This is a genomic window from Halomonas sp. SL1 (assembly GCF_003030865.2).
Taxonomy (GTDB): Bacteria; Pseudomonadota; Gammaproteobacteria; order Pseudomonadales; family Halomonadaceae; genus Halomonas; species Halomonas halophila.
In genome coordinates, this window is record NZ_PYUQ02000021.1 from 22,732 (window position 1) to 44,872 (window position 22,141).

Annotated in this window: 21 protein-coding genes; 9 read left to right on the forward strand and 12 right to left on the reverse strand. The window is 67.6% G+C overall.

The window, feature by feature from the left end:
* Nucleotides 1-184 precede the first annotated feature (184 nt).
* The 5 genes from C9J49_RS14155 to C9J49_RS14175 all read left to right on the forward strand — a co-directional run bounded on the left by C9J49_RS14155 (nt 185) and on the right by C9J49_RS14175 (nt 4,478).
* Nucleotides 185-1,054: an acetyltransferase gene (locus C9J49_RS14155; protein WP_035595871.1), complete on the forward strand. Its 870-nt coding sequence runs from the start codon at nt 185-187 to the stop codon at nt 1,052-1,054.
* Nucleotides 1,003-1,929: a LysM peptidoglycan-binding domain-containing protein gene (locus C9J49_RS14160; RefSeq protein ID WP_246124613.1), complete on the forward strand. Its 927-nt coding sequence runs from the start codon at nt 1,003-1,005 to the stop codon at nt 1,927-1,929. The genes C9J49_RS14155 and C9J49_RS14160 overlap by 52 nt, the downstream gene beginning before the upstream one ends.
* Before the next feature lie 124 nt (nt 1,930-2,053).
* Entirely contained in the window at nt 2,054-3,211 is a 1,158-nt protein-coding gene (locus C9J49_RS14165; RefSeq protein WP_046078737.1) for a glycosyltransferase family 1 protein, read from the forward strand.
* On the forward strand, nt 3,183-3,725 hold the full coding sequence (locus tag C9J49_RS14170) for a phosphatase PAP2 family protein (protein WP_107181958.1): 543 nt from the start codon (nt 3,183-3,185) through the stop codon (nt 3,723-3,725). Before C9J49_RS14165 ends, C9J49_RS14170 begins: the two co-directional genes overlap by 29 nt.
* A 135-nt stretch (nt 3,726-3,860) precedes the next feature.
* Entirely contained in the window at nt 3,861-4,478 is a 618-nt protein-coding gene (locus C9J49_RS14175; protein WP_107181959.1) for an alpha-ketoglutarate-dependent dioxygenase AlkB, read from the forward strand.
* Between the two features lie 169 nt (nt 4,479-4,647).
* Here the strand turns inward: C9J49_RS14175 and gcvT are convergent, their stop codons facing one another.
* Both gcvT and C9J49_RS14185 read right to left on the reverse strand, forming a co-directional pair.
* Nucleotides 4,648-5,757, reverse strand: coding sequence for a glycine cleavage system aminomethyltransferase GcvT (gcvT, locus tag C9J49_RS14180; protein ID WP_107181960.1), 1,110 nt, complete (start codon nt 5,755-5,757; stop codon nt 4,648-4,650).
* 66 nt (nt 5,758-5,823) lie between these two features.
* Entirely contained in the window at nt 5,824-7,200 is a 1,377-nt protein-coding gene (locus C9J49_RS14185) for a sodium:alanine symporter family protein (protein WP_035595861.1), read from the reverse strand.
* Nucleotides 7,201-7,699: 499 nt separating this feature from the next.
* Between C9J49_RS14185 and gcvH the strand changes: the two genes are divergently transcribed.
* Together gcvH and gcvP are read left to right on the forward strand one after the other, a co-directional pair.
* Nucleotides 7,700-8,092 carry a glycine cleavage system protein GcvH gene (gene gcvH, locus C9J49_RS14190; RefSeq protein ID WP_016854840.1) on the forward strand — a complete coding sequence of 131 codons (393 nt, stop codon included), beginning with the start codon at nt 7,700-7,702 and terminating at the stop codon, nt 8,090-8,092.
* Nucleotides 8,093-8,214: 122 nt separating this feature from the next.
* Complete coding sequence (gcvP, locus tag C9J49_RS14195; RefSeq protein WP_107181961.1) at nt 8,215-11,109, forward strand: aminomethyl-transferring glycine dehydrogenase; 2,895 nt, start codon at nt 8,215-8,217, stop codon at nt 11,107-11,109.
* 102 nt (nt 11,110-11,211) lie between these two features.
* On the opposite strand, the gene C9J49_RS14200 is transcribed toward gcvP, so the two are convergent.
* Complete coding sequence (locus tag C9J49_RS14200; protein ID WP_035595855.1) at nt 11,212-12,162, reverse strand: LysR family transcriptional regulator; 951 nt, start codon at nt 12,160-12,162, stop codon at nt 11,212-11,214.
* Between the two features lie 209 nt (nt 12,163-12,371).
* On the opposite strand from C9J49_RS14200, the gene ppnN reads away from it, so the two are divergent.
* A complete protein-coding gene (gene ppnN, locus C9J49_RS14205; protein WP_035595853.1) occupies nt 12,372-13,733 on the forward strand; it encodes a nucleotide 5'-monophosphate nucleosidase PpnN in 1,362 nt (453 codons plus the stop codon).
* Between the two features lie 76 nt (nt 13,734-13,809).
* On the opposite strand, the gene C9J49_RS14210 is transcribed toward ppnN, so the two are convergent.
* Entirely contained in the window at nt 13,810-14,178 is a 369-nt protein-coding gene (locus C9J49_RS14210; RefSeq protein WP_046078742.1) for a hypothetical protein, read from the reverse strand.
* Nucleotides 14,178-14,642, reverse strand: a complete 465-nt coding sequence (locus tag C9J49_RS14215; protein ID WP_035595849.1) for a flavodoxin domain-containing protein — start codon at nt 14,640-14,642, stop codon at nt 14,178-14,180. Before C9J49_RS14215 ends, C9J49_RS14210 begins: the two co-directional genes overlap by 1 nt.
* 133 nt (nt 14,643-14,775) lie before the next feature.
* Here C9J49_RS14215 and C9J49_RS14220 point away from each other — a divergent pair, with 133 nt between their 5' ends.
* On the forward strand, nt 14,776-14,982 hold the full coding sequence (locus C9J49_RS14220; protein WP_016854834.1) for a DUF2788 domain-containing protein: 207 nt from the start codon (nt 14,776-14,778) through the stop codon (nt 14,980-14,982).
* A 77-nt stretch (nt 14,983-15,059) separates the two neighbouring features.
* Here the strand turns inward: C9J49_RS14220 and C9J49_RS14225 are convergent, their stop codons facing one another.
* The 7 genes from C9J49_RS14225 to thrS all read right to left on the reverse strand — a co-directional run bounded on the left by C9J49_RS14225 (nt 15,060) and on the right by thrS (nt 22,112).
* Complete coding sequence (locus tag C9J49_RS14225; protein WP_016854833.1) at nt 15,060-15,362, reverse strand: integration host factor subunit alpha; 303 nt, start codon at nt 15,360-15,362, stop codon at nt 15,060-15,062.
* Nucleotides 15,363-15,400: 38 nt separating this feature from the next.
* Nucleotides 15,401-17,782 (reverse strand): phenylalanine--tRNA ligase subunit beta, encoded by a 2,382-nt coding sequence (pheT, locus tag C9J49_RS14230; protein WP_046078743.1) that lies wholly within the window; start codon nt 17,780-17,782, stop codon nt 15,401-15,403.
* 33 nt (nt 17,783-17,815) lie between these two features.
* A complete protein-coding gene (pheS, locus tag C9J49_RS14235; RefSeq protein WP_035595842.1) occupies nt 17,816-18,835 on the reverse strand; it encodes a phenylalanine--tRNA ligase subunit alpha in 1,020 nt (339 codons plus the stop codon).
* A gap of 132 nt (nt 18,836-18,967) precedes the next feature.
* Complete coding sequence (gene rplT / locus C9J49_RS14240; protein ID WP_016854830.1) at nt 18,968-19,321, reverse strand: 50S ribosomal protein L20; 354 nt, start codon at nt 19,319-19,321, stop codon at nt 18,968-18,970.
* A gap of 37 nt (nt 19,322-19,358) precedes the next feature.
* On the reverse strand, nt 19,359-19,553 hold the full coding sequence (rpmI, locus tag C9J49_RS14245; protein WP_035595839.1) for a 50S ribosomal protein L35: 195 nt from the start codon (nt 19,551-19,553) through the stop codon (nt 19,359-19,361).
* Nucleotides 19,554-19,639: 86 nt separating this feature from the next.
* Complete coding sequence (gene infC, locus C9J49_RS14250) at nt 19,640-20,179, reverse strand: translation initiation factor IF-3 (RefSeq protein WP_081945830.1); 540 nt, start codon at nt 20,177-20,179, stop codon at nt 19,640-19,642.
* Between the two features lie 34 nt (nt 20,180-20,213).
* Nucleotides 20,214-22,112: a threonine--tRNA ligase gene (thrS, locus tag C9J49_RS14255; protein WP_046078744.1), complete on the reverse strand. Its 1,899-nt coding sequence runs from the start codon at nt 22,110-22,112 to the stop codon at nt 20,214-20,216.
* Nucleotides 22,113-22,141: the final 29 nt, after the last annotated feature.

A 22,141-nucleotide genomic window follows, 5' to 3' on the forward strand; every position in this document is an offset into this window, starting at 1 on the left:
AAGCGCCGCAGGCCATCGCGGGCGACAGGAGAGTATTCCTGCGTGTCCTCGCGACTTGGCGCCGGAGCGGCCCGAGTCGTCGACGACACAGGCCCCCAAGCATGATGTTGCCCTCACCGCTGGGCACCCCCGCCACGATCCATTAGCATTGACCCCTATAGCTTTCTTCAAGGAGACCGACGGCATGTCGACCCTCAGGGGGATCGTCAGCCTGCTGCTGCTGACCCTCAACACCCTGTGCTGGGCGGTGCCGCTGATCGCGCTCACCCTGCTCAAGCTGATCACCCCGGGCCGCCCGCTGCGGCGCCGGGTGCTGCGCTGGCTGAACGGCGTGGCCCTGGGCTGGGTCGACGTCAACCTGTGGTGGATCCGCCACTGGATTCGCCCCGACTTGCGCGTCGACCTGCCGGAGGGGCTGAGCCGCGACGAATGGTGGCTGGTATTGGCCAATCACCGCAGCTGGACCGATATCTTCGCGCTGTTCCTGGCCCTGCACCGTCGGCTGCCGATGCCGCACTTCTTCGTCAAGCGCCAGCTGATCTGGATCCCGGTGGTCGGGCTGGCCTTCTGGGCACTGGAGTTCCCGATGCTGCGCCGGCTGACCCGCGAGCAGCGCGAACGCCATCCGCACCTGGCCCGCCGCGACCGAGAAGCCACCGAACGCATGTGCGCCCATGCCCGGGAGCGCCCGATCGCCATCTACAACTTCGTCGAAGGCACCCGCTTCACGCCGGCCAAGCACGCCGCCCGCCACAGCCCCTACCGGCACCTGCTGCCGCCGCGCGCCGGCGGCATCGCCCAGGTGCTGGGCCTGCTCGGCGACCGGCTGGGCGGCATTCTCGACGTGACGCTTCGCTATTCGCGCCCCGAACCCCGCTTCTGGGATTTCCTCTGCGGCCGCGAGGGCACGATCCACCTGACTGCCCGCCGCCTGACCGTGCCCGAGTGGATGACTCAGGGCGACTATCACCAGGATCCCGCCTACAAGGAACGCTTCCACACATGGCTCAACGCCCAGTGGCAGGCCAAGGACGCCGCCCTCGATACGCCCTGACGTTTCTCACGCTGCTGCTGATCGCCCTGCTGGCCGGCTGCGCCGGCCCCTCGGGAGTGATGCGCGGCGGCTCGCCCGCCGGCAACTGGGTAACCATCCAGCGAGGCGACACCCTGGGCGCGATCGCACGACGCGCCGACGTGCCACTGGTGCGGCTGAGACGCTTCAATCCCGGCGTGAATCCGCGCGGCCTGGCCGTGGGGCAGCGTATCCTGGTGCCCAGCCAGAACGAGCGCGCCCCGTCCGGCGGCCCCTATCGCTACCAGATCCGCCCCGGGGATACCTACAGCGCCATCGCCCGGCGCTTCGGCACCTCGCCGGTCAGCATTGCCGCGGCCAACACTGGCGTCAGCCCCACCGACCTCAAGGTCGGCCAGCTGGTCTCGGTGCCGCTGCACGGCACCCGGACCGCCTCGAGCCGCCGCAGCACGTCCAGCGCCCCGTCACGCTCGTCGTCACCGAGCCCGCGGCCGGCGCCCGATCCCGGCCCGGTGCCGAGCGATGCCCGCGACTGGCCCTGGCCGCTGGACGACTATCGGGTCGCCCGCGCCTTCGGCCAGGACAGCCGCGGCACCCTGCAACCCATGCTGCTGGCCACCGACCAGGGCGCCCGCGCCAAGTCCGTGGCCGACGGCGAGGTCCGCTTCGCCGACAGCATGCGTCAGCTCGGCCGGGTGGTGATCGTGCACCATGCGGACAACCTGCAGAGCGTCTACGCCATGTGCGACAGCCTGCTGGTGGACAGCGGCACCCGGGTCAGCCAGGGCACGCCGCTGTGCACCGTGAGCCGACATGCCTCCACCGGGCGCTATGACCTGCTGTTCGACATGCGTCACGGCGGCAAGCCCATCGACCCCCGCACCGTGCTGCGTTGACTTGGTCGAAAGCCGCGACGACTGTCATCGCGGCGTCATGACGATGTCGCGGTGCTGTCACCCCGCCCGGCCATCCTGAATCGTCAACGGGGCCACTCCGGCCACCGACGTCACGAGGATGGACATGCGCATCTGCCTGGTCAGCGAAACCTGGACGCCGGACATCAACGGCGTGGCCCACACCCTGGCCCAGCTCAGCGGCCAGCTGCGGGAACGCGGCTTCTCGTTGCAGCTGGTGCGTCCGCGCCCCGCCAACGGCGAGCATCGCGCCGAGGGCATGGACAGCGAACTCCAGGTGCGCGGCGCCTCCGTGCCGGGCTATCGCGAGGTGCGCCTCGGCTTTCCCTCCGGCGGCCGCATCCGTCGGCTGTGGCAGGCCGAGCGCCCCGACGTCGTCTACGTGGCCACCGAGGGCCCGCTCGGCTGGTCGGCGCTGACCGCCGCCGAGAAGCTGGGCATTCCCGTGGTCAGCGGCTGGCACACCAACTTCGATCACTACTGCCGGGACTACGGCGTCGACTGGCTGCGCCCGCTGGTCACCCAGCGCCTGCGCCGCTTCCACAACCGCTGCGGCGCCACTCTGGTGCCGACCCACGCCCAGGCCCGCGACCTCGGCCAGCGCGGCTTCGAGCGGGTCAAGGTGATGGCGCGCGGCATCGACGGCGAACGCTTCTCCCCGGCCCATCGCGACCCGGCCCTGCGCGAGCAATGGGGCGCCGACGAGCACCGCCCGGTGGCGCTGTACGTGGGCCGACTGGCGCCGGAGAAGAACCTCGACCTGCTGCGCGACACCTTCGCCGCCATGCTCGACGCCCATCCCGGCCTCACGCTGGTGGTGGTCGGCGACGGCCCCGGCCGCGCCAACCTCGAGCGCGCCCTGCCCCAGGCCCACTTCGCCGGCTTCGTCTCGCCGGACGACCTGATCCGCTACTACGCCAGCGCCGACCTGTTCGTCTTCCCGTCGATCTCCGAGACCTGGGGCAACGTGCTGCTCGAGGCCATGGCCAGCGGCCTGGCGACCGTCGCCTTCCGCCACGCCGCCGGCGCGGAGCTGATCGAGGACGACGTCAACGGCGTGCATCTGGCGGTCGGCGACGAGGCCGGCTTCCGCGACGCCGCGGTGGCGCTGTGCCAGCAGCCGGCCCGCTACGGCCGCCTCGGCCGCGCCGCCCGCCAGCGCGCCCTTGGCTACCGCTGGCCCGCCATCACCGATGACTTTCTCGCCGCCCTGACCCACGCCCGGGAGATGTCCGATGAAACCTCGCGCCCCTGCCGTGTTTGACCGCCTGGATACGCTCGAATGGCACCTCTGCCAGCGCCTGGCCGGGTTCAGCATCCACCGCCCCTGGCTGTGGTCGCTGCGCCTGGCCAGCAAGGCCGGCGACTGGCCGATCTGGATGGCGCTGATCGCCGGCCAACCCTGGCTGCACGGCCGCGACGAGGGCTGGCGACTGACCTTCCACTACACCCTGACCGCGCTGGTGGCGATCGCCTTCTACCGGCTGGTGAAGACGCGGCTGTGCCGCGAGCGCCCCTTCATCACCTTCTCGAGCATCGCCTGCCAGGAGCCGGCCCGGGATCGCTACAGCTTTCCCAGCGGCCATACCATGCACGCGGTGATGTTCTGCACCCTGGTCGCGGCGCACTCGCCCTGGCTGCTGCCGGCGCTGATCCCGGTCGCCGCCCTGATCGCGATCTCCCGGGTCGGCCTCGGCCTGCACTACATCAGCGATGTCATCGCCGGCGCCGCCATCGGCTATGCCATGGCGCTGGCAAGCCTGGCGCTGATTGCCTGACTACCGGGCTGCACCCTCCGGATATGAACTTCTCTTAGGGGTCAGACCCCTCAATCTGCTTAGGGCAGTCTGCCCCCTCAATTGCCAGATCTACTGGCAATGGTTTCCTGACACCTGGGCTGGCACCCTAAGGGGATGGATCTGTTTTCTCCCTCCGCCGATGACGGCGAGCGGCTGCTCGAGCGTCCACCGCTGCATCGCTTCGCCCGTCTGCTGGGCAGCGATGCCGCCGACGCGGCGCTGGCCCGGCTCGACGCCGAACTGGACTGGCAGCGCCCGACGCTGCGCCTCTACGGCCGCGATCACCCGATTCCCCGCCGCCAGGTGTGGATGGGCGACGCCGACTACCGCTACTCGGGCCAGCACTTCGCGCCGACGCCCTGGCATCCCGTCGCGCTGGCGATTCGTGACGCCGCCGTGGCGCGACTGGCTCGCACCGGCATCGAGACCCATTTCAACAGCGTGCTGCTCAACCGCTATGCCGACGGCGACGAGCGCATGGGCTGGCACAGCGACGACGAGCCGGAGCTCGGCGAGGCGCCGCTGATCGCCGCCGTCAGCCTCGGCGCCGACCGCCCGCTGCGTTTTCGCTGGAAGGATCGCCACGCCCCGGCCTTCAACGTCGACCAGCCCCACGACAGCCTGCTGCTGATGGGACCCGGCACACAGGCCGACCTGGAGCATGCCCTGCTGCCGAGGCGCGCTCACGGCCTGCGGATCAGCCTGACGTTTCGCTGGGTGCGGGACGACTGACGCTCCCTCTCCTTGGCCGCTCAGCCCTGGCCCATTCTCCACACACCATCCGCACGACGCGCACAAAAAACGGCCACCCCTTCGGGATGGCCGTCTCTGACTCGACGCACCTGCGAAACACGGCTTCGTCGATGTACTCAGTCCAGGATGCTGAGATAACGGTATAACATCAGCCGCGATGGTAGCCCGGGGTAACGAAGGGCATCTTGCTGACCACCATCGGCAGGCGCTTGCCACGCACCTCGGCGAAGACCGTGGTGCCGACCTCAGCCCGGTCGATGGTCACGTAGCCCATCGCCACCGGCTTGCCGACGCTGGGGCCGAAGCCGCCGGAGGTCACCACGCCCACGGCATTGCCCTGGTCGTCGAACAGCTCGGCGCCCTCGCGCACCGGAGCACGCCCCTCGCCGAGCAGGCCCACACGCTTGCGGCGATGATCCTTCTCGGCCACCTGATGCAGGATCAGATCGGCACCGGGGAAGCCACCGGCCCGCTCGCCGCCGCGGCGGCGCGGCTTGCCGATGGCCCAGATCAGGCCGCCCTCCACCGGGGTGGTCGCGGTGTCGATATCGTGGCCGTAGAGACACAGCCCGGCCTCGAGGCGCAGCGAATCGCGCGCCCCCAGCCCGATCGGCTCGACCTCCTCCTCGGCCAGCAGGCGACGCGCCAGGGCCTCGGTGTCCTCGGCGGCCACCGAGATCTCGAAGCCGTCCTCCCCGGTGTAGCCGCTGCGGCTGACCCAGGTCTCGATGCCGTCGAGGGTAAAGCGGCCGTGCTGCATGAACACCATCTCGCAGGCCTCGGGACACAGGCGCGCCATGACGTCGGCCGCCTTCGGCCCCTGCAGCGCCAGCAGGCCACGATCCAGCACCTCGACCTCGTGACCGGCCAGGCCACGACGCAGGTGAGCGATGTCCTGTTCCTTGCAGGCCGCATTGACGACCAGGTAGAGGTGATCGCCGCCATTGACGATCATCAGGTCGTCGAGGATACCCCCCTCCTCGGAGGTGAACAGCCCATAGCGCTGCTGCCCCTCGGCCAGGCCGACCAGATCGGCGGGGACCAGGGTCTCCAGCGCCTGGGCCGGCTCGGGGCCACGTACCAGCACCTGCCCCATGTGCGAGACATCGAACAGGCCGCAGGCCTGGCGGGTATGCTCGTGCTCCTTCTTGACGCCCAGCGCGTACTGCACCGGCATGCTGTAGCCGGCGAAGGGCACCATCTTGGCACCGAGTTCGAGATGGAGATCGTGAAGCGGCGTCTGGCGTTGTTCGTTCATCGCGGTCGTATCACTCCCATGAAAGCGAGGGCGCGGGCCGGAGAACGGTCCCGCGCCGCATGTTGTTTACTTGTTGAGGTCTTCGCCCGGCAGCACTTCCTTGCCGTCGAAGTAGTCGCGGGTCAGCTTGAACACCACCGGCGACAGCAGCGCCAGGGCAATCAGGTTCGGGATCGCCATCATGGCGTTGAACACGCTGGCCAGCAGCCACACGAAGCCGAGCGGCAGCACCGAGCCGACGAAGATGGCCAGGATGTAGACCACCCGGTAGTACTTGATGGCGCCCACGCCGAACAGGTACTCGAAGCACTTCTCACCGTAGAAGGCCCAGCCGAGGATGGTGGTGAAGGCAAACACCGCCAGGGCGAAGGACACCACGTACTGGCCGATGCCCGGCAGCGCCTCGTTGAACGACAGCGTGGTAAGGGCCGCGCCGGTCTCGCCGGAGGTCCAGGCGGTGGTGAGGATCGCCAGCGCGGTGATGGAGCACACCACGATGGTGTCGATGAAGGTACCGAGCATGGCGATCAGGCCCTGGCGGACCGGGTTCTTGGTCTGCGCCGCGGCGTGGGCGATCGGCGCGCTGCCGAGGCCGGCCTCGTTGGAGAACACGCCGCGGGCGACGCCGAACTGGATCGCCTTGGCCACGGCCGCACCGGCGAAGCCGCCCGCCGCGGAGATCGGCGTGAAGGCATGGCCGAAGATCAGGCCCAGGGCGTGGCCGATCTGGTCGGCATTGATGATCAGCACCAGCAGGCCACAGACGATGTAGGCCACGGCCATGATCGGCACCAGCTTGCCCGCCACCTTGGCGATGCGCTTGATGCCCCCCAGGATGACGGCGCCGGCCAGCACCATGATCACCAGGCCGGTGACCCAGTGCGGCAGGCCGATGGACTCGCCCAGGCCGTCGGCCACCGAGTTGGACTGCACGGTGTTGCCGATGCCGAAGGCCGCCACAGCGCCGAACAGCGCGAAGGCGCCGCCCATCCAGGCCCACTTCTGACCCAGGCCGTTGCGGATGTAGTACATCGGACCGCCGACGTGATCGCCGGCCTCGTCGACCTGGCGATAGCGCACGGCCAGCACCGCCTCGGAGAACTTGGTGGCCATGCCCACCAGGGCGGTGATCCACATCCAGAACACCGCGCCGGGACCGCCGAGGAAGATGGCGGTCGCCACACCGGCGATGTTACCGGTGCCGATGGTCGCGGACAGTGAGGTCATCAGCGCATTGAACGGCGAGACCTCGCCTTCGCCCTCTTCACCCTTCTCGGTGCTGCGCCCTTTCCACAGCAGCTTGAAGCCCGTGCCCAGCTTGCGGATGGGCATCGCCTTCAGGCCGGCCTGCAGATAGAGGCCGACCCCCAGCAGCAGCACCAGCATCAAGGGGCCCCACACGACCCCTTCGATGGCCGATAGAAAATTGGTCAAGGTTTCCACGTCTTGTCTCCCTAAAGCTTGTTGTTATGCACCAACGTGCAATGTCTTGCGGGCGAGTGATACCAACGATGATACGAACTCGCGTACCATAGCGGATCATTCCGTTGGCGCTCTAGTCTCCTATAGGAAAATACGGCAATTTCGCCAGCTCACAGCATGAAGCATAGCCGAGATCGCATCTGACACCGGACGCACCGGCGCCAGCGCGGCCACACCCGCCGCACTCGGAGAAACTTGTTTCTTATCGGAAACAGGCGCCACTCTAGCCGCCTGCCACCAGGGGAGCAAGCCCGGCTCCGTTACGGCCCGCACACTCGGCATACGGCGCCGAGCAGGCTCACGCCATGACAAACGAGCAGGAATCCCCGGCCCGGCCTACGCTGGGAGGGGCGTTCACGCATCCCCCCGCAATGCCCCATGGCGTCCGGGGCTCGCCAAACGCCGCCGGGGGCGTTAGGATGCCCCCACACCAGAAACCTTTTTCGTATAGGAAAACGTCATGAGTGCTATCCCCGCCAACCTGCGCTACGCCGAAAGCCACGAGTGGATCCTCGACAACGGCGACGGCACGGTGACCATCGGCATCACCGACCACGCCCAGCAGTCCCTCGGCGACGTGGTCTTCGTCGAGCTGCCCGAGGTGGGTGCCGCCCTGGCCAAGGGCGACGAGTTCGGCGTGGTCGAGTCGGTCAAGGCCGCCTCCGATCTCTACGCCCCGCTGTCCGGCGAGGTCGTCGCGGTCAACGAGGAACTCGAGGACGCGCCCGAGACCCTGAACGAATCGCCCTATGAAGACGGCTGGATCCTGAAGCTGCGCCTCGAGGAAACCAGCGCTCTCGACGACCTGCTCGACGCCGACGCTTACCAGGCGCTGGCCGACGCCGAGGACTGATCCGACCCCGTCGGTCCCGGCGGCGGGGCATGGCCGCCCAGGGCACCCCTGGCGCCGTGCCCCGCGTTCCCCTCTTCCCTTTATTCCTGCCCGCATCGGGCGCGACCGCAATAGGGTATTCCATGGCTTTCGAACAACGCCGCCTGGCCGAACTGGCCAACCATGACGCCTTCCTCCGTCGCCACAACGGCCCGGAGGCCTCCGACGTGGCCACCATGCTGGACACTCTGGGCATGGACAGCCTGGCCAGCCTGCTCGAGCGCACCCTGCCGGCCGGCATCCGCCTGGGCCGCGAGCTGGACCTGGACCCGCCGCGCAGCGAAGCCGAAGCCCTGGACTACCTTCATCGCCTGGCTCGCCAGAACCGCGTGGCCCGGAGCTACATCGGGCAGGGGTACTACGACACCCACCTGCCGGCGGTCATCCAGCGCAACGTGCTGGAGAACCCCGGCTGGTACACCGCCTATACCCCGTATCAGCCGGAGATCTCCCAGGGGCGCCTGGAAGGCCTGCTCAACTTCCAGCAGATGGTCATGGACCTCACCGGCATGAGCCTGGCCAACGCCTCGCTGCTGGATGAGGCCACCGCCGCCGCCGAAGCCATGGCGCTGTGCCGTCGCGCCAACAAGAAGGCCAAGACCAACGCCTTCTTCGTCGCCGACGACGTCTTCCCGCAGACCCTCGACGTGGTGCGCACCCGCGCCCACTACTTCGACTTCGAGCTGATCGTCGCCCCGGCCGCGGAAGTCGCCGAGCACGATGTCTTCGGCGCTCTGCTGCAGTACCCGGGCGACGGCGGCCGCGTTCACGACCTGGCACCGCTGCTCGAAGCCGCCAAGGGCAAGGGCATCATGACCTGCGTGGCCGCCGACATCCTGTCGCTGGTGCTGCTCAAGGAACCGGGCGCGATGGGCGCCGACATGGTGGTCGGCTCCGCCCAGCGCTTCGGCGTGCCGATGGGCTTCGGCGGCCCGCATGCCGCCTTCTTCGCCACCACCGACAAGCTCAAGCGCTCGATCCCGGGTCGCATCATCGGCGTCTCGCAGGACAGCCGCGGCGAGACCGCGCTGCGCATGGCCATGCAGACCCGCGAGCAGCATATCCGCCGCGAGAAGGCCACCTCCAACATCTGCACCGCCCAGGCGCTGCTGGCCAACATCGCCGGCTTCTATGCCGTCTACCACGGCGCCGAAGGCCTGCGCACCATCGCCGGCCGCGTGCATCGCCTGACCACCATCCTCGCCGAGGGCCTGACCCGCGGCGGCGTGAGCCTGGCCCACGACAGCTGGTTCGACACCCTGCGCCTGACAGGCGTGGATGCGCGCAAGATCCACGGCCGCGCCATGGCCCATGACGTCAACCTGCGCTACTTCGACAACGGCGACATCGGCGTCAGCCTCGACGAGACCACCACCGCCCACGATCTGGACTTGCTGTTCGACGTGCTGCTCGACGCCGAGCACGGCCAGGCGGTGTCGGTGCTCGATGCCGAGGTCGTCGAGGCCGGCAGGAGCGGCATCCCGGCGGGCAGCCAGCGCGAGTCCGAGTTCCTGACGCATCCGACCTTCCGGCGCTATCACAGCGAGACGGAGATGCTGCGCTACCTCAAGCGCCTCGAGAACAAGGACCTGTCGCTGGCCCATGCCATGATCCCGCTGGGCTCATGCACCATGAAGCTCAACGCCACCAGCGAGATGATCCCCATCACCTGGCCGGAACTGGCGCGTATCCACCCCTTCGCGCCCAAGGATCAGGTGGCCGGCTACCAGCAGATCATCGACGAGCTGGCCGACTTCCTGGTGGAGATCACCGGCTACGACCACATCTCCATGCAGCCGAACTCCGGCGCCCAGGGTGAGTACGCCGGCCTGGTGGCGATCCGCCGCTACCAGCAGGCCGAAGGCCAGGGGCACCGCGACGTCTGTCTGATCCCGAGCTCCGCCCACGGCACCAACCCGGCGTCCGCGGCCATGGCACACATGAAGGTCGTGGTAGTGGAGTGCGACGACGACGGCAACATCGATCTCGCCGACCTGCGTGACAAGGCCGAACAGCACGCCGAGTCCCTGTCGGCGATCATGCTCACCTACCCCTCCACCCATGGCGTGTTCGAGGAAGGCGTGCGCGAGGCCTGCGACATCGTCCACGGCCACGGCGGCCAGGTGTACATCGACGGCGCCAACATGAACGCCCAGGTCGGTCTGGCCCGCCCCGGCGACTTCGGCGGCGACGTCAGCCACCTGAACCTGCACAAGACCTTCTGCATTCCCCACGGTGGTGGCGGCCCGGGCATGGGCCCGATCGGCGTCAAGTCGCACCTGGCACCCTACGTGTCCAACCACGTGGTGCGTCCGCTGGACGGCGTCGAGGCCGGCAGCGGCGCGGTGGCGGCGGCGCCCTTCGGCAGCGCCTCGATCCTCCCCATCTCCTGGGCCTACATCAAGATGATGGGCGCCCGTGGCCTGCGCGAGGCCACCGAGCTCGCCATCCTAGGCGCCAACTACATCGCCGCCCGCCTGGGCGAGCACTATCCGGTGCTCTACAAGGGCGCCAACGACACCGTGGCCCACGAGTGCATCATCGACATCCGCCCGCTCAAGGCCGACTCCGGCATCAGCGAGGAAGACATCGCCAAGCGCCTGATGGACTACGGCTTCCATGCGCCGACCATGTCCTTCCCGGTGCCCGGCACGCTGATGATCGAGCCGACGGAGTCCGAGTCGCTGTACGAGCTCGACCGCTTCTGCGACGCCATGATCGCGATCCGCGAGGAGGTGACCCGAGTCGAGGCCGGCGAATGGCCTGCCGACAACAATCCGCTGGTCAACGCGCCGCACACCATGGCCGACCTGATGGACGCCGACTGGGAGCGCCCCTACTCGCGCGAGCTGGGCGCCTTCCCCTCCGAGGCGGTGAAGGCGGCCAAGTACTGGCCGACCGTCAACCGGGTCGACAACGTGCTCGGCGACCGCCAGCTGATCTGCTCCTGCCCGAGCATCGACGCCTACCGGGAGTGATCCCGCGCGCCCGACGCCACGCAAGCAAGCGCCCCGCCATTCGGCGGGGCGCTGTCGTTTCGGGATCAGAATGGTGCGGTGAGCGACCTGAGCCGACGGGACTCAGCCGTGCGGGCCACCGGCGCCCGGCACCTCGCCGAGATCGGCAAGGCCGGGCTCGCCGTGGCCATAGCGTTCGTGGTGACGATGCTCTCGGAACGCCTCGAGCAGACGTGTATAGCGCCGCGGCATGCGCATGCCGCGCCGGGTGACCAGGTAGAGCGTTTCCTGCACCGGATTCGGCAACGACAGCTCGCGCACCTGGCGCTGCCAGGGCGAGGTCTCGAGCACCAGCCGCGAGACCACGGTGAAGCCGAGCCCCCGGGCCACGGCGTCGAGCACCATGCTGGCCTCGTTGGTGAAGCCCTGGCGCGGGAAGTGGCTCATCGAGCGAAACTCGCCGGGGAAGTTCTGTCGCAGCACCCCGCCGGCGCGGTTGACGCCATCGGCATAGCCGATGAAGCCCAGCGCCATCAGGTCGGCCAGGCCGGTGCCGGTGAAGTCCGCCGGCACCACCAGGCACAGCGGCTCCTGGTGCCAGGCCTCGCAGTCGATCTCGGGGTGGCGCACCGCCTCGGTGACGATGCCCAGGTCATGCCGGCCGGCCTGCACGTCGGTGACGATCTCGTGGTTGAAGGCGAAGCTGTAGCTCACCGTCAGCCCCGGATGCATCTGCTGCTGGCCGAGGATGAAGGGATAGAACATCAGCCCCACGCTGCCCGGCGAGGCGATGCGGCACTCGCCGCTGTCGAGGCTCTCGTCGTCCAGGGAGTGGCGAAACTGCTCGTGTTCGGCGAACAGCTTGAGGGCGTAGTCATAGGCCCGCCGACCGGCTTCTGTCAGCACGAAACGACGCCCCTGGCGGTCGAGCAGCGACTTGTCGAGGTAGCGCTCCAGCTTGCGGATGTGCTGGCTGACGCCGGGCTGGGTCATCTCCAGGCGCTGGGCGGTCCGGGTGAAGCTGCCGGTCTCGACGAGCGTGATGAAGGTACGGAAATACAGGGCGTTGAACATGACGGAAGGCATCTTGACCAGAAGGACCGGGCCTGAAGATTCTACCAGTTCCCCCCGAGGCGCGCAGCGCTGCGCCTTCGCCGGGGGCGTGGTAGCATCGAAGGAGACGGCCGCGAGCCGTCATCCAGGCGCGATCCGACGCGCCGGCAAGCGAAGGCCAGGCACGATCGGACACCGCCGCTCCCTTTCCAGTGACACGGACGCGCTGCATGGCCAATACCATTTCCAGCACCATCTCCCCGGAAGGCAGCCTCGAGATCCTCTCCCAGCACGAGGTCAACCGGCTGCATGACACCTCCCGCAGCGGGCTCCATGAGCTGCTGCGCAGCTGCGCCCTGGCGGTGCTGAATTCCGGCAACCCGACCGACGATGGCCTGGCCCTGATGGAGACCTATCCCGATTTCGACATCGAGGTCATCCAGCAGGACCGCGGGGTTCGCCTCAAGCTGACGAACGCCCCCGCAGAGGCCTTCGTCGACGGCAAGATGATCCGCGGCATCCGCGAGCACCTCTCCTCGGTGCTGCGCGACATCGTTTACGTCTACAACGAGATCCAGACCCACCAGCGCTTCGATCTGACCACCGGCGAAGGCACCACCAACGCCGTCTTTCATATCCTGCGCAAGGCCGGCACCCTGCACCCCAGCCGCGACCCGAGCATGGTGGTGTGCTGGGGCGGCCATTCGATCTCCCGCGAGGAATACGACTACACCAAGCACGTCGGCTACCAGCTGGGGCTGCGCGAGCTGGATATCTGCACCGGCTGCGGCCCCGGCGCCATGAAGGGGCCGATGAAGGGTGCCAACGTGGCCCACGCCAAGCAGCGCCGCGCCGAAGGCCGCTACCTGGGCGTCTCCGAGCCTGGCATCATCGCCGCCGAGGCGCCCAACCCCATCGTCAACGAGCTGGTGGTGATGCCGGACATCGAGAAGCGCCTGGAGGCCTTCGTGCGCCTGGGCCACGGCATCATCGTGTTCCCCGGCGGGGTCGGCACCGCCGAGGAGATCCTCTACCTGCTCGGCATCCTGCTCCACCCGGACAACGCCGACATGCAGCTGCCGGTGATTCTCACCGGTCCCGCCGATTCCGCCGACTACTTCAAGCGCATCGACGAGTTCCTGGTCTACACCCTGGGCGACTCCGTGCGCGAGCTCTACGACATCATCATCGACGACCCGGTCGAGGTGGCACGCACCATGCGCAAGGGCATCGACGGCGTCACCGAGTATCGCCGCCGGCGCCAGGACGCCTTCTACTACAACTGGCGCCTGACCGTGGCCCGCGACTTCCAGGCGCCCTTCGATCCGACCCACGAGACCATGGCCAATCTCGCCCTGCATCGCGAACAGCCGGTGCACGAACTGGCCGCCAACCTGCGCCGCGCCTTCTCCGGCATCGTGGCCGGCAACGTCAAGGAACGCGGCATCCGGCTGATCGAGGCCCACGGCCCCTTCCGCCTCAACGCCGAGCCCGAACTCATGGCCCGACTCGACGAGCTGCTGAACTCCTTCGTCGCCCAGGGCCGCATGAAGCTGGCCGGCGAATACGAGCCCTGCTACACGCTGAACTGAGCGCCGGAGAAGCCGCCAACGAAAAGCCCCGCCGGCATCCGCCGGCGGGGCTTCTTCGTCTGGCATGGGCAGGCGCTCAGTCGCGCAGGGGCTTGAGCCAGATAGCGATCGCATGCAGCAGCAGCCCCAGGGTCGTGCCGTGGGAAGCCAGCAGCGCCCAGCCGCTCCAGCCGGCGACGAGGCCCTGCCAGGCCGCCATCGCCACCAGCCCCGCCGCCAGGAAGACCACCAGCCGGCGCAGCAGTACCGGCAGCCTGGGACGGGCCTCGGCGGCCAGCAGCCGCCACTGGGCCAGCGCCACGCCAAGCACCGCGACGATCGCGAACGTCAGCAGGATCAGGCGCGTCTGATAGCCACCGATCAGATAGCGCGGCAGGGTCGCCGCCATCATCACCGCCAGCCCGACCAGCAGACTGAGCCGCTCGGGGCTCGAGGTCGCGCCCATCAGGCCACCTTCAGCTGCTGGGTGGCGATCCACTCCTCGACCCAGGGTATCGCGGCATCATCGGCCATGAAGGTCTCCATGGCGTCGATCTCGAGGCGCTCGCCCAGACGCGTGGCGCCCTGCCCCTGAAGCCGCTCGTCGAGGGAGCGCCCGGCGCCGCAGAAGGAATCGACGTAGGAACCGTCGCCCAGGGCGATCATGCCGTAGCGCAGCTCGGTGAGCCCGGGGCTACGGGCATCCAGCTCGCGCACGAAGGGCACCATATTGCCGGGCACGTCGCCGCTGCCGGTGGTGGAGACGCAGAACAGCGCCAGATCGGTGGGCGTGTCGGTCAGGTCGGCCAGGGTCGGCTGGTCGAAGATCTCGACCTCATAGCCGGCGTCCTCGAACAGCGGCTGAACCTGCTCGGCCACATCCAGGGCGCCGCCATACATGGTGCCGACGAATATCTTGAGCTTGGGCATGTCATGGATTTGCCTGAGAAATTTGATCGGATGTTAACACGGCCGCCGGCATGACCGCACCCTCGCCCCACTGCGGACCAGGGCGCCAGACCGTATACTGGCCACCCCGCCCACCTCATCTCCGGGAGCCCTCATGACCCACACCTTCGAAGCCTGGATCACCCCCCTGATGATCGGCGGCCTGATGCTGTTCATGTGCTTCATCATCTGGGACCTGGCCAGGCAGTCGAAGGCCGGGCGCTTCGGCACCCTGATGCTGTTCGTGGTTCTCGGCGCCGGCATGCTGGGCTATGTGCTCAAGGTGGTGATCACCTGGTGGCTGGAGAGGGGCGCACTCTAGCGGCAGCTTCGACAGGCACAAAAAAGCCGACGCCACCCCGGAGGGTGGCGTCGGCATATCGCATGAAGGAGGCCTGGTCAGCCTTCCTCGGGATGGTACTCCTCGACCTGCGTCTTGAGCTTCTGGCCCGGCCGGAAGGTCACCACACGCCGGGCGGAGATCGGAATCTCCTCACCCGTCTTGGGGTTACGGCCCGGCCGCTCGCTCTTGTCCCTGAGGTCGAAGTTCCCGAAGCCCGACAGCTTGACCTGCTCGTTCTCACGCAGGCAGGCGCGGATCTCCTCGAAGAAGGCTTCCACCATGGACTTGGCCTCACGCTTGGAGAGACCGAGGTCGGCGTGCAGATGTTCGGCCAGTTCGGCCTTGGTCAACGCCCCCATGTCGCTTCCCTCTCGCTGCTGGTCGAGCCCGGAATCCCTCATGCGCGAAGCTCGGCGCCCAGATGCAGCCGCGACTCCTCGACGATGGCATCGACCAAGTGGTTGATTTCCTCGTCATTTAGCGTGCGCGAAGGATGCTGCCAGGTCAAGCCCAGGGCGACGCTCTTGCGACCCTCGGCCACGCCCTTGCCCTGATAGACGTCGAACAGGCGCACATCCACCAGCCATTCGCCGGCCTGGGCGTGGACGGTGTCGAGCAGCGCCTGGACCGGGCGCTCGGCGTCGACCAGGAAGGCCAGGTCACGACGCACCTCGGGATAGCGCGACAGCGGCGCGAAGGCCGGCACCTGGCCCTGGGTCAGCGCCTCGAGACGCACCTCGAACATCACCGCATCGACCTTCAGGCCCAGCTCGGCGCGTACCGCCGGATGCAGGGTGCCGATCCAGCCGGTCTCCTCGCCGCGGTACAGCACCCGCGCGCACTGGCCGGGATGCAGGGCCGGATGCTCGGCCGGCTCGAAGCGCCAGGCCTCGGGCTCGCCGCCCATGGCCAGCAGGGTCTCCAGGTCGCCCTTCAGGTCGAAGAAGTCGACCTTGTCCTTGCCGCCGTTCCAGCCTTCCGGATCGCGGGCGCCGCAGACCAGGGCACCGAGCATCGGCACCTGATGCAGGCCGTCCAGCTCGCCGCGGAACACCAGGCCGGTCTCGAACAGCCGCACCCGGGTCTGCTGGCGATTGAGGTTGTGCTGCAGCGCACGCACCAGGCCCGGAAACAGGCTCGCCCGCATCACCGACAGGTCGCTGGAGATCGGGTTGGCCAGCGTCGGGGATACCGATTCCGGCAGCAGCGTGGACTGCAGCTCCGGCGCCACGAAGCTGTAGGTCACCGCCTCGAAGTAGCCGCGCGCGACCATCTGGTTGCGCAGGCGGGACAGCGGCGTGCGCGCCTCGTGATCGGGCTCGAGGCCCAGGCGGGCCTGGGGACGACGCACCGGCAGGCGGTTGTAGCCATGGATGCGCGCCACTTCCTCGATCAGGTCTTCCTCGATGGCCAGATCGAAGCGCCAGCTCGGAATGCGCGCCTGCCAGCCCGCCTCGACGCTCTCGACCGCGAGGCCGAGACGCTCGAGGATCTCGCCGACCTCTTCGCCGTCGAGTACCTTGTCCAGGGCCTGATCCAGACGCTCGCGACGCAGCAGCACCTCACGGTCGCCGGGCAGGCGCTCGGCGTCGACCACCTCGACCAGCGGGCCGGGCTCGCCGCCGACGATCTCCAGCAGCAGCGCGGTGGCGCGCTCGGCGGCCTCGCGGGCCAGCGCCGGGTCCACGCCGCGCTCGAAGCGGTGGGAGGCGTCGGTGTGCAGACCGTAGGAGCGCGCCTGACCGGCCACCGCCAGCGGCGAGAAGTGCGCCGCCTCGAGGAAGATGTCGCGGGTCTCGGCGCTGACGCCGGAGTGCTCACCGCCCATCACGCCGGCGATGGCCAGGGGGCCGCGCTCGTCGGCGATCACCAGGGTGCCGTCGCCCAGGGTGATCTCCTGACCGTCGAGCAGCACCAGCCGCTCGCCCTCACGGGCGCGACGCACCACCACGGCTTCACTGAGGTTGGCGCGATCGAAGGCGTGCAGCGGCTGGCCGAGCTCGAGCATCACGTAGTTGGTGACGTCGACCACCGGGTCGATGGTACGAATGCCGCTGCGACGCAGGCGCTCGACCATCCACAGCGGCGTCTCGGCGGTCACGTCGACGCCCTTGATCACCCGCCCCAGATAGCGCGGACAGCCGTCGGCGTCCTCGACGCGCACCGGGAAGGTCTCGTCGTGGCTCGCCGCCACCGGCGCGATGGCCGGGCCTTCGACCGGCAGGCGGTTGAGCACGCCGACCTCGCGGGCCATGCCCTTGACGCTCAGGCAGTCGCCGCGGTTCGGGGTCAGGTCGACCTCGATGGTGTGGTCGTCCAGGCCCAGGTAGTCGCGCACGCCCTCGCCCACCGGCGCGTCGACCGGCAGCACCAGGATGCCCGGCGACGCCTCTTCCTCGAGACCGAGCTCGGAGGAGGCGCAGATCATGCCGCGAGACTCGACGCCGCGCAGCTTGGCCTTCTTGATCTTGAAGTCGCCGGGCAGCACCGCGCCGACCCGGGCGAAGGGCACCTTCTGGCCGACGTCGACGTTGGGCGCGCCGCAGACGACCTGGACGCGCTCGCCGCTGCCGTCCTCGACCTGGCAGACGTTGAGCTTGTCGGCGTCGGGATGCTGTTCGCGGGCGACGACCTCGGCCACCACCACGTCGGTGAACTCGGCCGCCACCGGCTCGATGGCATCGACCTCGAGGCCGGCCATGGTGACCTGGTCGGCCAGTGCCTGGGTCGCCAGCGCCGGGGAGACCCATTCACGCAGCCACTGTTCGGAAAATTTCATGTCAGTTCCTGTTTCCGCGTAGTCGGTGGTCGATCAGGCGAACTGCTTGAGGAAGCGCAGGTCGTTGTCGAAGAACAGCCGCAGGTCGTTGACGCCGTAGCGCAGCATGGCCAGGCGCTCGGCGCCCATGCCGAAGGCGAAGCCCTTGTATCGCTCGCTGTCGATGCCGGCGTGGCGGAACACCTCGGGGTGCACCATGCCGCAGCCCATCACCTCGAGCCAGCCGGTGTGCGAGCACACGCGGCAGCCGTCGCCGCTGCACATCACGCACTCGATGTCGACCTCGGCGGAGGGCTCGGTGAACGGGAAGTAGGACGGGCGGAAACGGACCGAGAGGTCGTCACGCTCGAAGAAGGCGTGCAGGAAGTCCTCGACGGTGCCCTTGAGGTCGGAGAACCGTACGTCCTCGTCGACCAGCAACCCTTCCACCTGGTGGAACATGGGCGTGTGGGTCAGGTCCGAGTCGCTGCGATAGACGCGGCCCGGGCAGACGATGCGGATCGGCGGCTCCTGGTCCTTCATGGTGCGCACCTGGACCGGCGAGGTGTGGGTACGCAGCAGCCGGGTGGCGTCGAAATAGAAGGTATCGGCCATGCCCCGCGCCGGGTGATGGGCGGGAATGTTGAGGGCCTCGAAGTTGTGGTAGTCGTCCTCGATTTCCGGACCGACCGCCACGTCGAAGCCGACGCGGGTGAACAGTCCCTCGATGCGCTCCAGGGTGCGAGTCACCGGGTGCAGGCCGCCGCTGGGCTGGCCACGGCCGGGCAGGGTCACGTCGAGGCGCTCGGCGGCCAGACGCGCTTCCAGTGCGGCCTTCTCCAGGGCCTGGCGGCGAGCATCGATCTCCTGGGACAGCGCCTGCTTGGCCTCGTTGATGCGCTCGCCGGCCGCCGGGCGCTCCTCGGGGGGCAGCTTGCCGAGGCCCTTGAGCAGCGCGGTGATCTCGCCCTTCTTGCCGAGGTAGCGCACTCGCAGCTCGTCCAGGGCGGCCATGCTCTCGGCGGCCTGAACGGCGTCGCGGGCCTCGGCGACCAGAGTGGGAAGGTGGTCCATCCGTTGTGCTCCGATGTCTTGATCAGGGGGGTCACATGCCAAAAAAACAGGGGAAGAGCGGCTGCTCTTCCCCTGCGACGATCCGTGGCATGGCGCGCTCACGAGAAGCCCACCATGCCGTCACGAGATCACTTACTGGGCAGCCTTGGCCTTCTCGACGATAGCGGCAAAGGCAGCCTTTTCGTTGACGGCCAGATCGGCCAGGACCTTGCGGTCGATCTCGATGCCGGCCTTCTTCAGGCCACCGACGAAGCGGCTGTAGGACAGACCGTGCTGACGGGCACCGGCGTTGATACGCTGGATCCACAGGGCACGGAACTGACGCTTGCGCTGGCGACGGTCACGGTAGGCGTACTGACCGGCCTTGATGACGGCCTGCTTGGCAACGCGGAAGACGCGTGAACGGGCACCGTAGTAACCCTTGGCCTGGCTGAGAATCTTCTTGTGACGACGACGTGCGACGACACCACGCTTGACGCGAGTCATGGCTTACTCCTGACGTTTAAAAATGGTCTACCAAGGATTACAGGTTCGGCAGCATGCGCTGCACGAGCTGCTTGTCGGCGTCGTGGACCTGCTGCATACCACGCAGCTGACGCTTACGCTTGGTGGACTTCTTGGTCAGGATGTGGCTACGGAACGACTGCTTGTGCTTGAAGCCGTTGGCCGTCTTCTTGAAGCGCTTGGCAGCGCCGCTGTTGCTCTTGATTTTCGGCATGAGAATACACTCCGCTCGAGGTTTTTGAGAAAATCCGGGGCCAATGGCCGGCTAGATGCCGGCCATCCGTTTGACGGGCCGTCGGATCACTTCTTCTTGGGGGCAATGATCATGATCATCTGCCGCCCTTCCATCTTCGGGAAGGACTCCACGGTGCCGAGATCTTCGAGATCGGCGGCGATCCGTTCCATCAGTTTACGACCGAGGTCCTGATGGGCCATTTCGCGCCCGCGGAAGCGCAGCGTGACCTTGCCCTTGTCGCCACCTTCGAGGAAACGTGTCAGGTTCTTCATCTTGACCTGATAGTCGCCCTCGTCGGTGCCAGGCCGGAACTTGACTTCCTTGACCTGAATCTGCTTCTGCTTCTTCTTCTGTGCCGCCTTCTGCTTCTTCTGCTCAAAGACGAACTTGCCGTAATCCATGATCTTGCAGACGATCGGATCGGCATTGGAAATCTGGACCAGGTCCATACCGGCGGCTTCCGCGCGCTCCAGGGCATCGCGAGTCGGCATGACGCCGAGCTGCTCGCCGTCGCTGTCGATCAGGCGAACCTCATCTACGGTAATCCGCTCGTTCATCGGGGGCCGCTTGTCCTGCGGACGCCCTCTGGGGTTGCTTCGCTTGATGGTTCCGTCTCCACTTTAGTCTTGGAAGATGTCGTTATAACCGTTCGGCCAGCACCTTGTCGATGAAGGTCTCCACCGTCATGGTGCCGAGGTCTTCGCCGGTGCGGGTGCGCACCGCGATGGAATCGGCTTCGACTTCCTTATCTCCCACCACCAGGAGATAGGGGACCTTCTGCAACGTATGCTCGCGAATTTTAAAGCCGATCTTCTCGTTCCTCAAGTCCGCCTTGACGCGCATGCCGATTTTCTGCAAGCGGCGTTCGAGATTTTCGACGAAATCCCGCTGCGAATCGGTGATGTTGAGGATCACGGCCTGCTCCGGCGCGAGCCACAGCGGCATGGCCCCGGCGTAGTGCTCGATGAGGATGCCGAGGAAGCGCTCGAAGGACCCAAGGATAGCACGGTGCAGCATCACCGGCGTCTTGCGATCGCCGTGCTCGTCGACGAACTGGGCGCCCAGGCGGCCCGGCAGGTTGAAGTCGAGCTGCAGGGTGCCGCACTGCCAGACGCGGTTCAGGCAGTCGCGCAGCGAGAACTCGATCTTGGGCCCGTAGAAGGCGCCCTCGCCGGGCTGCAGGTCCCAGTCCAGGCCGGTGCTGTTCAGCGCGGCCTCGAGACCGGCCTCGGCGCGATCCCACAGCTCGGCCTCGCCCATGAAGTCATCCGGACGGGTGGACAGCTTGAGCTCGACGTCCTCGAAGCCCAGCTCCTTGTAGACCTGCAGCGTCAGCGCGATGAAGGCCTCGGCCTCGGACTGGATCTGCCCCTCGGTGCAGAAGATGTGCGCATCGTCCTGGGTGAAGCCACGCACGCGCATCAGGCCGTGCAGCGAGCCGGAGGGCTCGTTGCGGTGGCAGCTGCCGAACTCGGCCAGGCGCAGCGGCAGATCGCGGTAGCTCTTCAGGCCCTGGTTGAACACCTGCACATGGCAGGGGCAGTTCATCGGCTTGACCGCGTATTCGCGCTTTTCCGACTCGGTGGTGAACATCAGGTCGCTGTAGTGGCCCCAGTGACCGGACGCCTTCCACAGCGAGAGATCGACCACCTGAGGCGTCTTGATCTCCTGATAGCCGTGCTCGATCTGCACCCGACGCATGTACTGCTCCAGCGCCTGGTACATGGTCCAGCCGTTGGGGTGCCAGAAGACCATGCCCGGGGCCTCTTCCTGCAGGTGGAAGAGATCCATCTTCTTGGCCAGCTTGCGGTGATCGCGCTTCTCGGCTTCTTCGAGACGCTTGAGGTAGGCCTTGAGCTGCTTCTTGTCGCCCCAGGCGGTGCCGTAGATGCGGGTCAGCATCGGGCGCTCGGCGTCGCCGCGCCAGTAGGCACCGGCCAGCTTGGTGAGCTTGAAGGCCTTGAGGTGACGCGTGTTCGGCACGTGCGGGCCGCGGCACATGTCGGTGTATTCCTGGTGATGGTAGAGACGAATGGTCTCGCCATCGGGAATCTCGCGCACGATCTCCTGCTTGTAGGGCTCGTCACGATGCAGGAAGGTCAGCATGGCCTTGTCGCGGTCGACGTACTCGCGCACCACGTCGTAGCCGGTGTCGATCAGCGCCTTCATGCGCTGCTCGATGGCCTCGAGGTCCTCGGGAGTCGCCGAGCGGCCGAAGTCGACGTCATAGTAGAAGCCGTCGTCGATCACCGGACCGATCGCCATCTTGGCATCGGGATAGAGCTGCTTTACCGCATGCCCGATCAGGTGGGCGCAGGAGTGGCGGATGATCTCCAGGCCGGCCTCGTCGCGCGCGGTGATGATGGCCACCTCGGCGTCACGGTCGATGACGTCCGCGGCGTCCACCAGCTCGCCGTCGATGCGGCCGGCCACGCAGGCCTTGGCCAGGCCGGTGCCGATGCTCTCGGCCACCTGCATCACGGTGAGCGGTTCGTCGTAGGTTCTCTGGCTGCCGTCCGGCAGGGTCACGATGGGCATGATGAAGAATTTCCTTGTGCGCAGTGGTG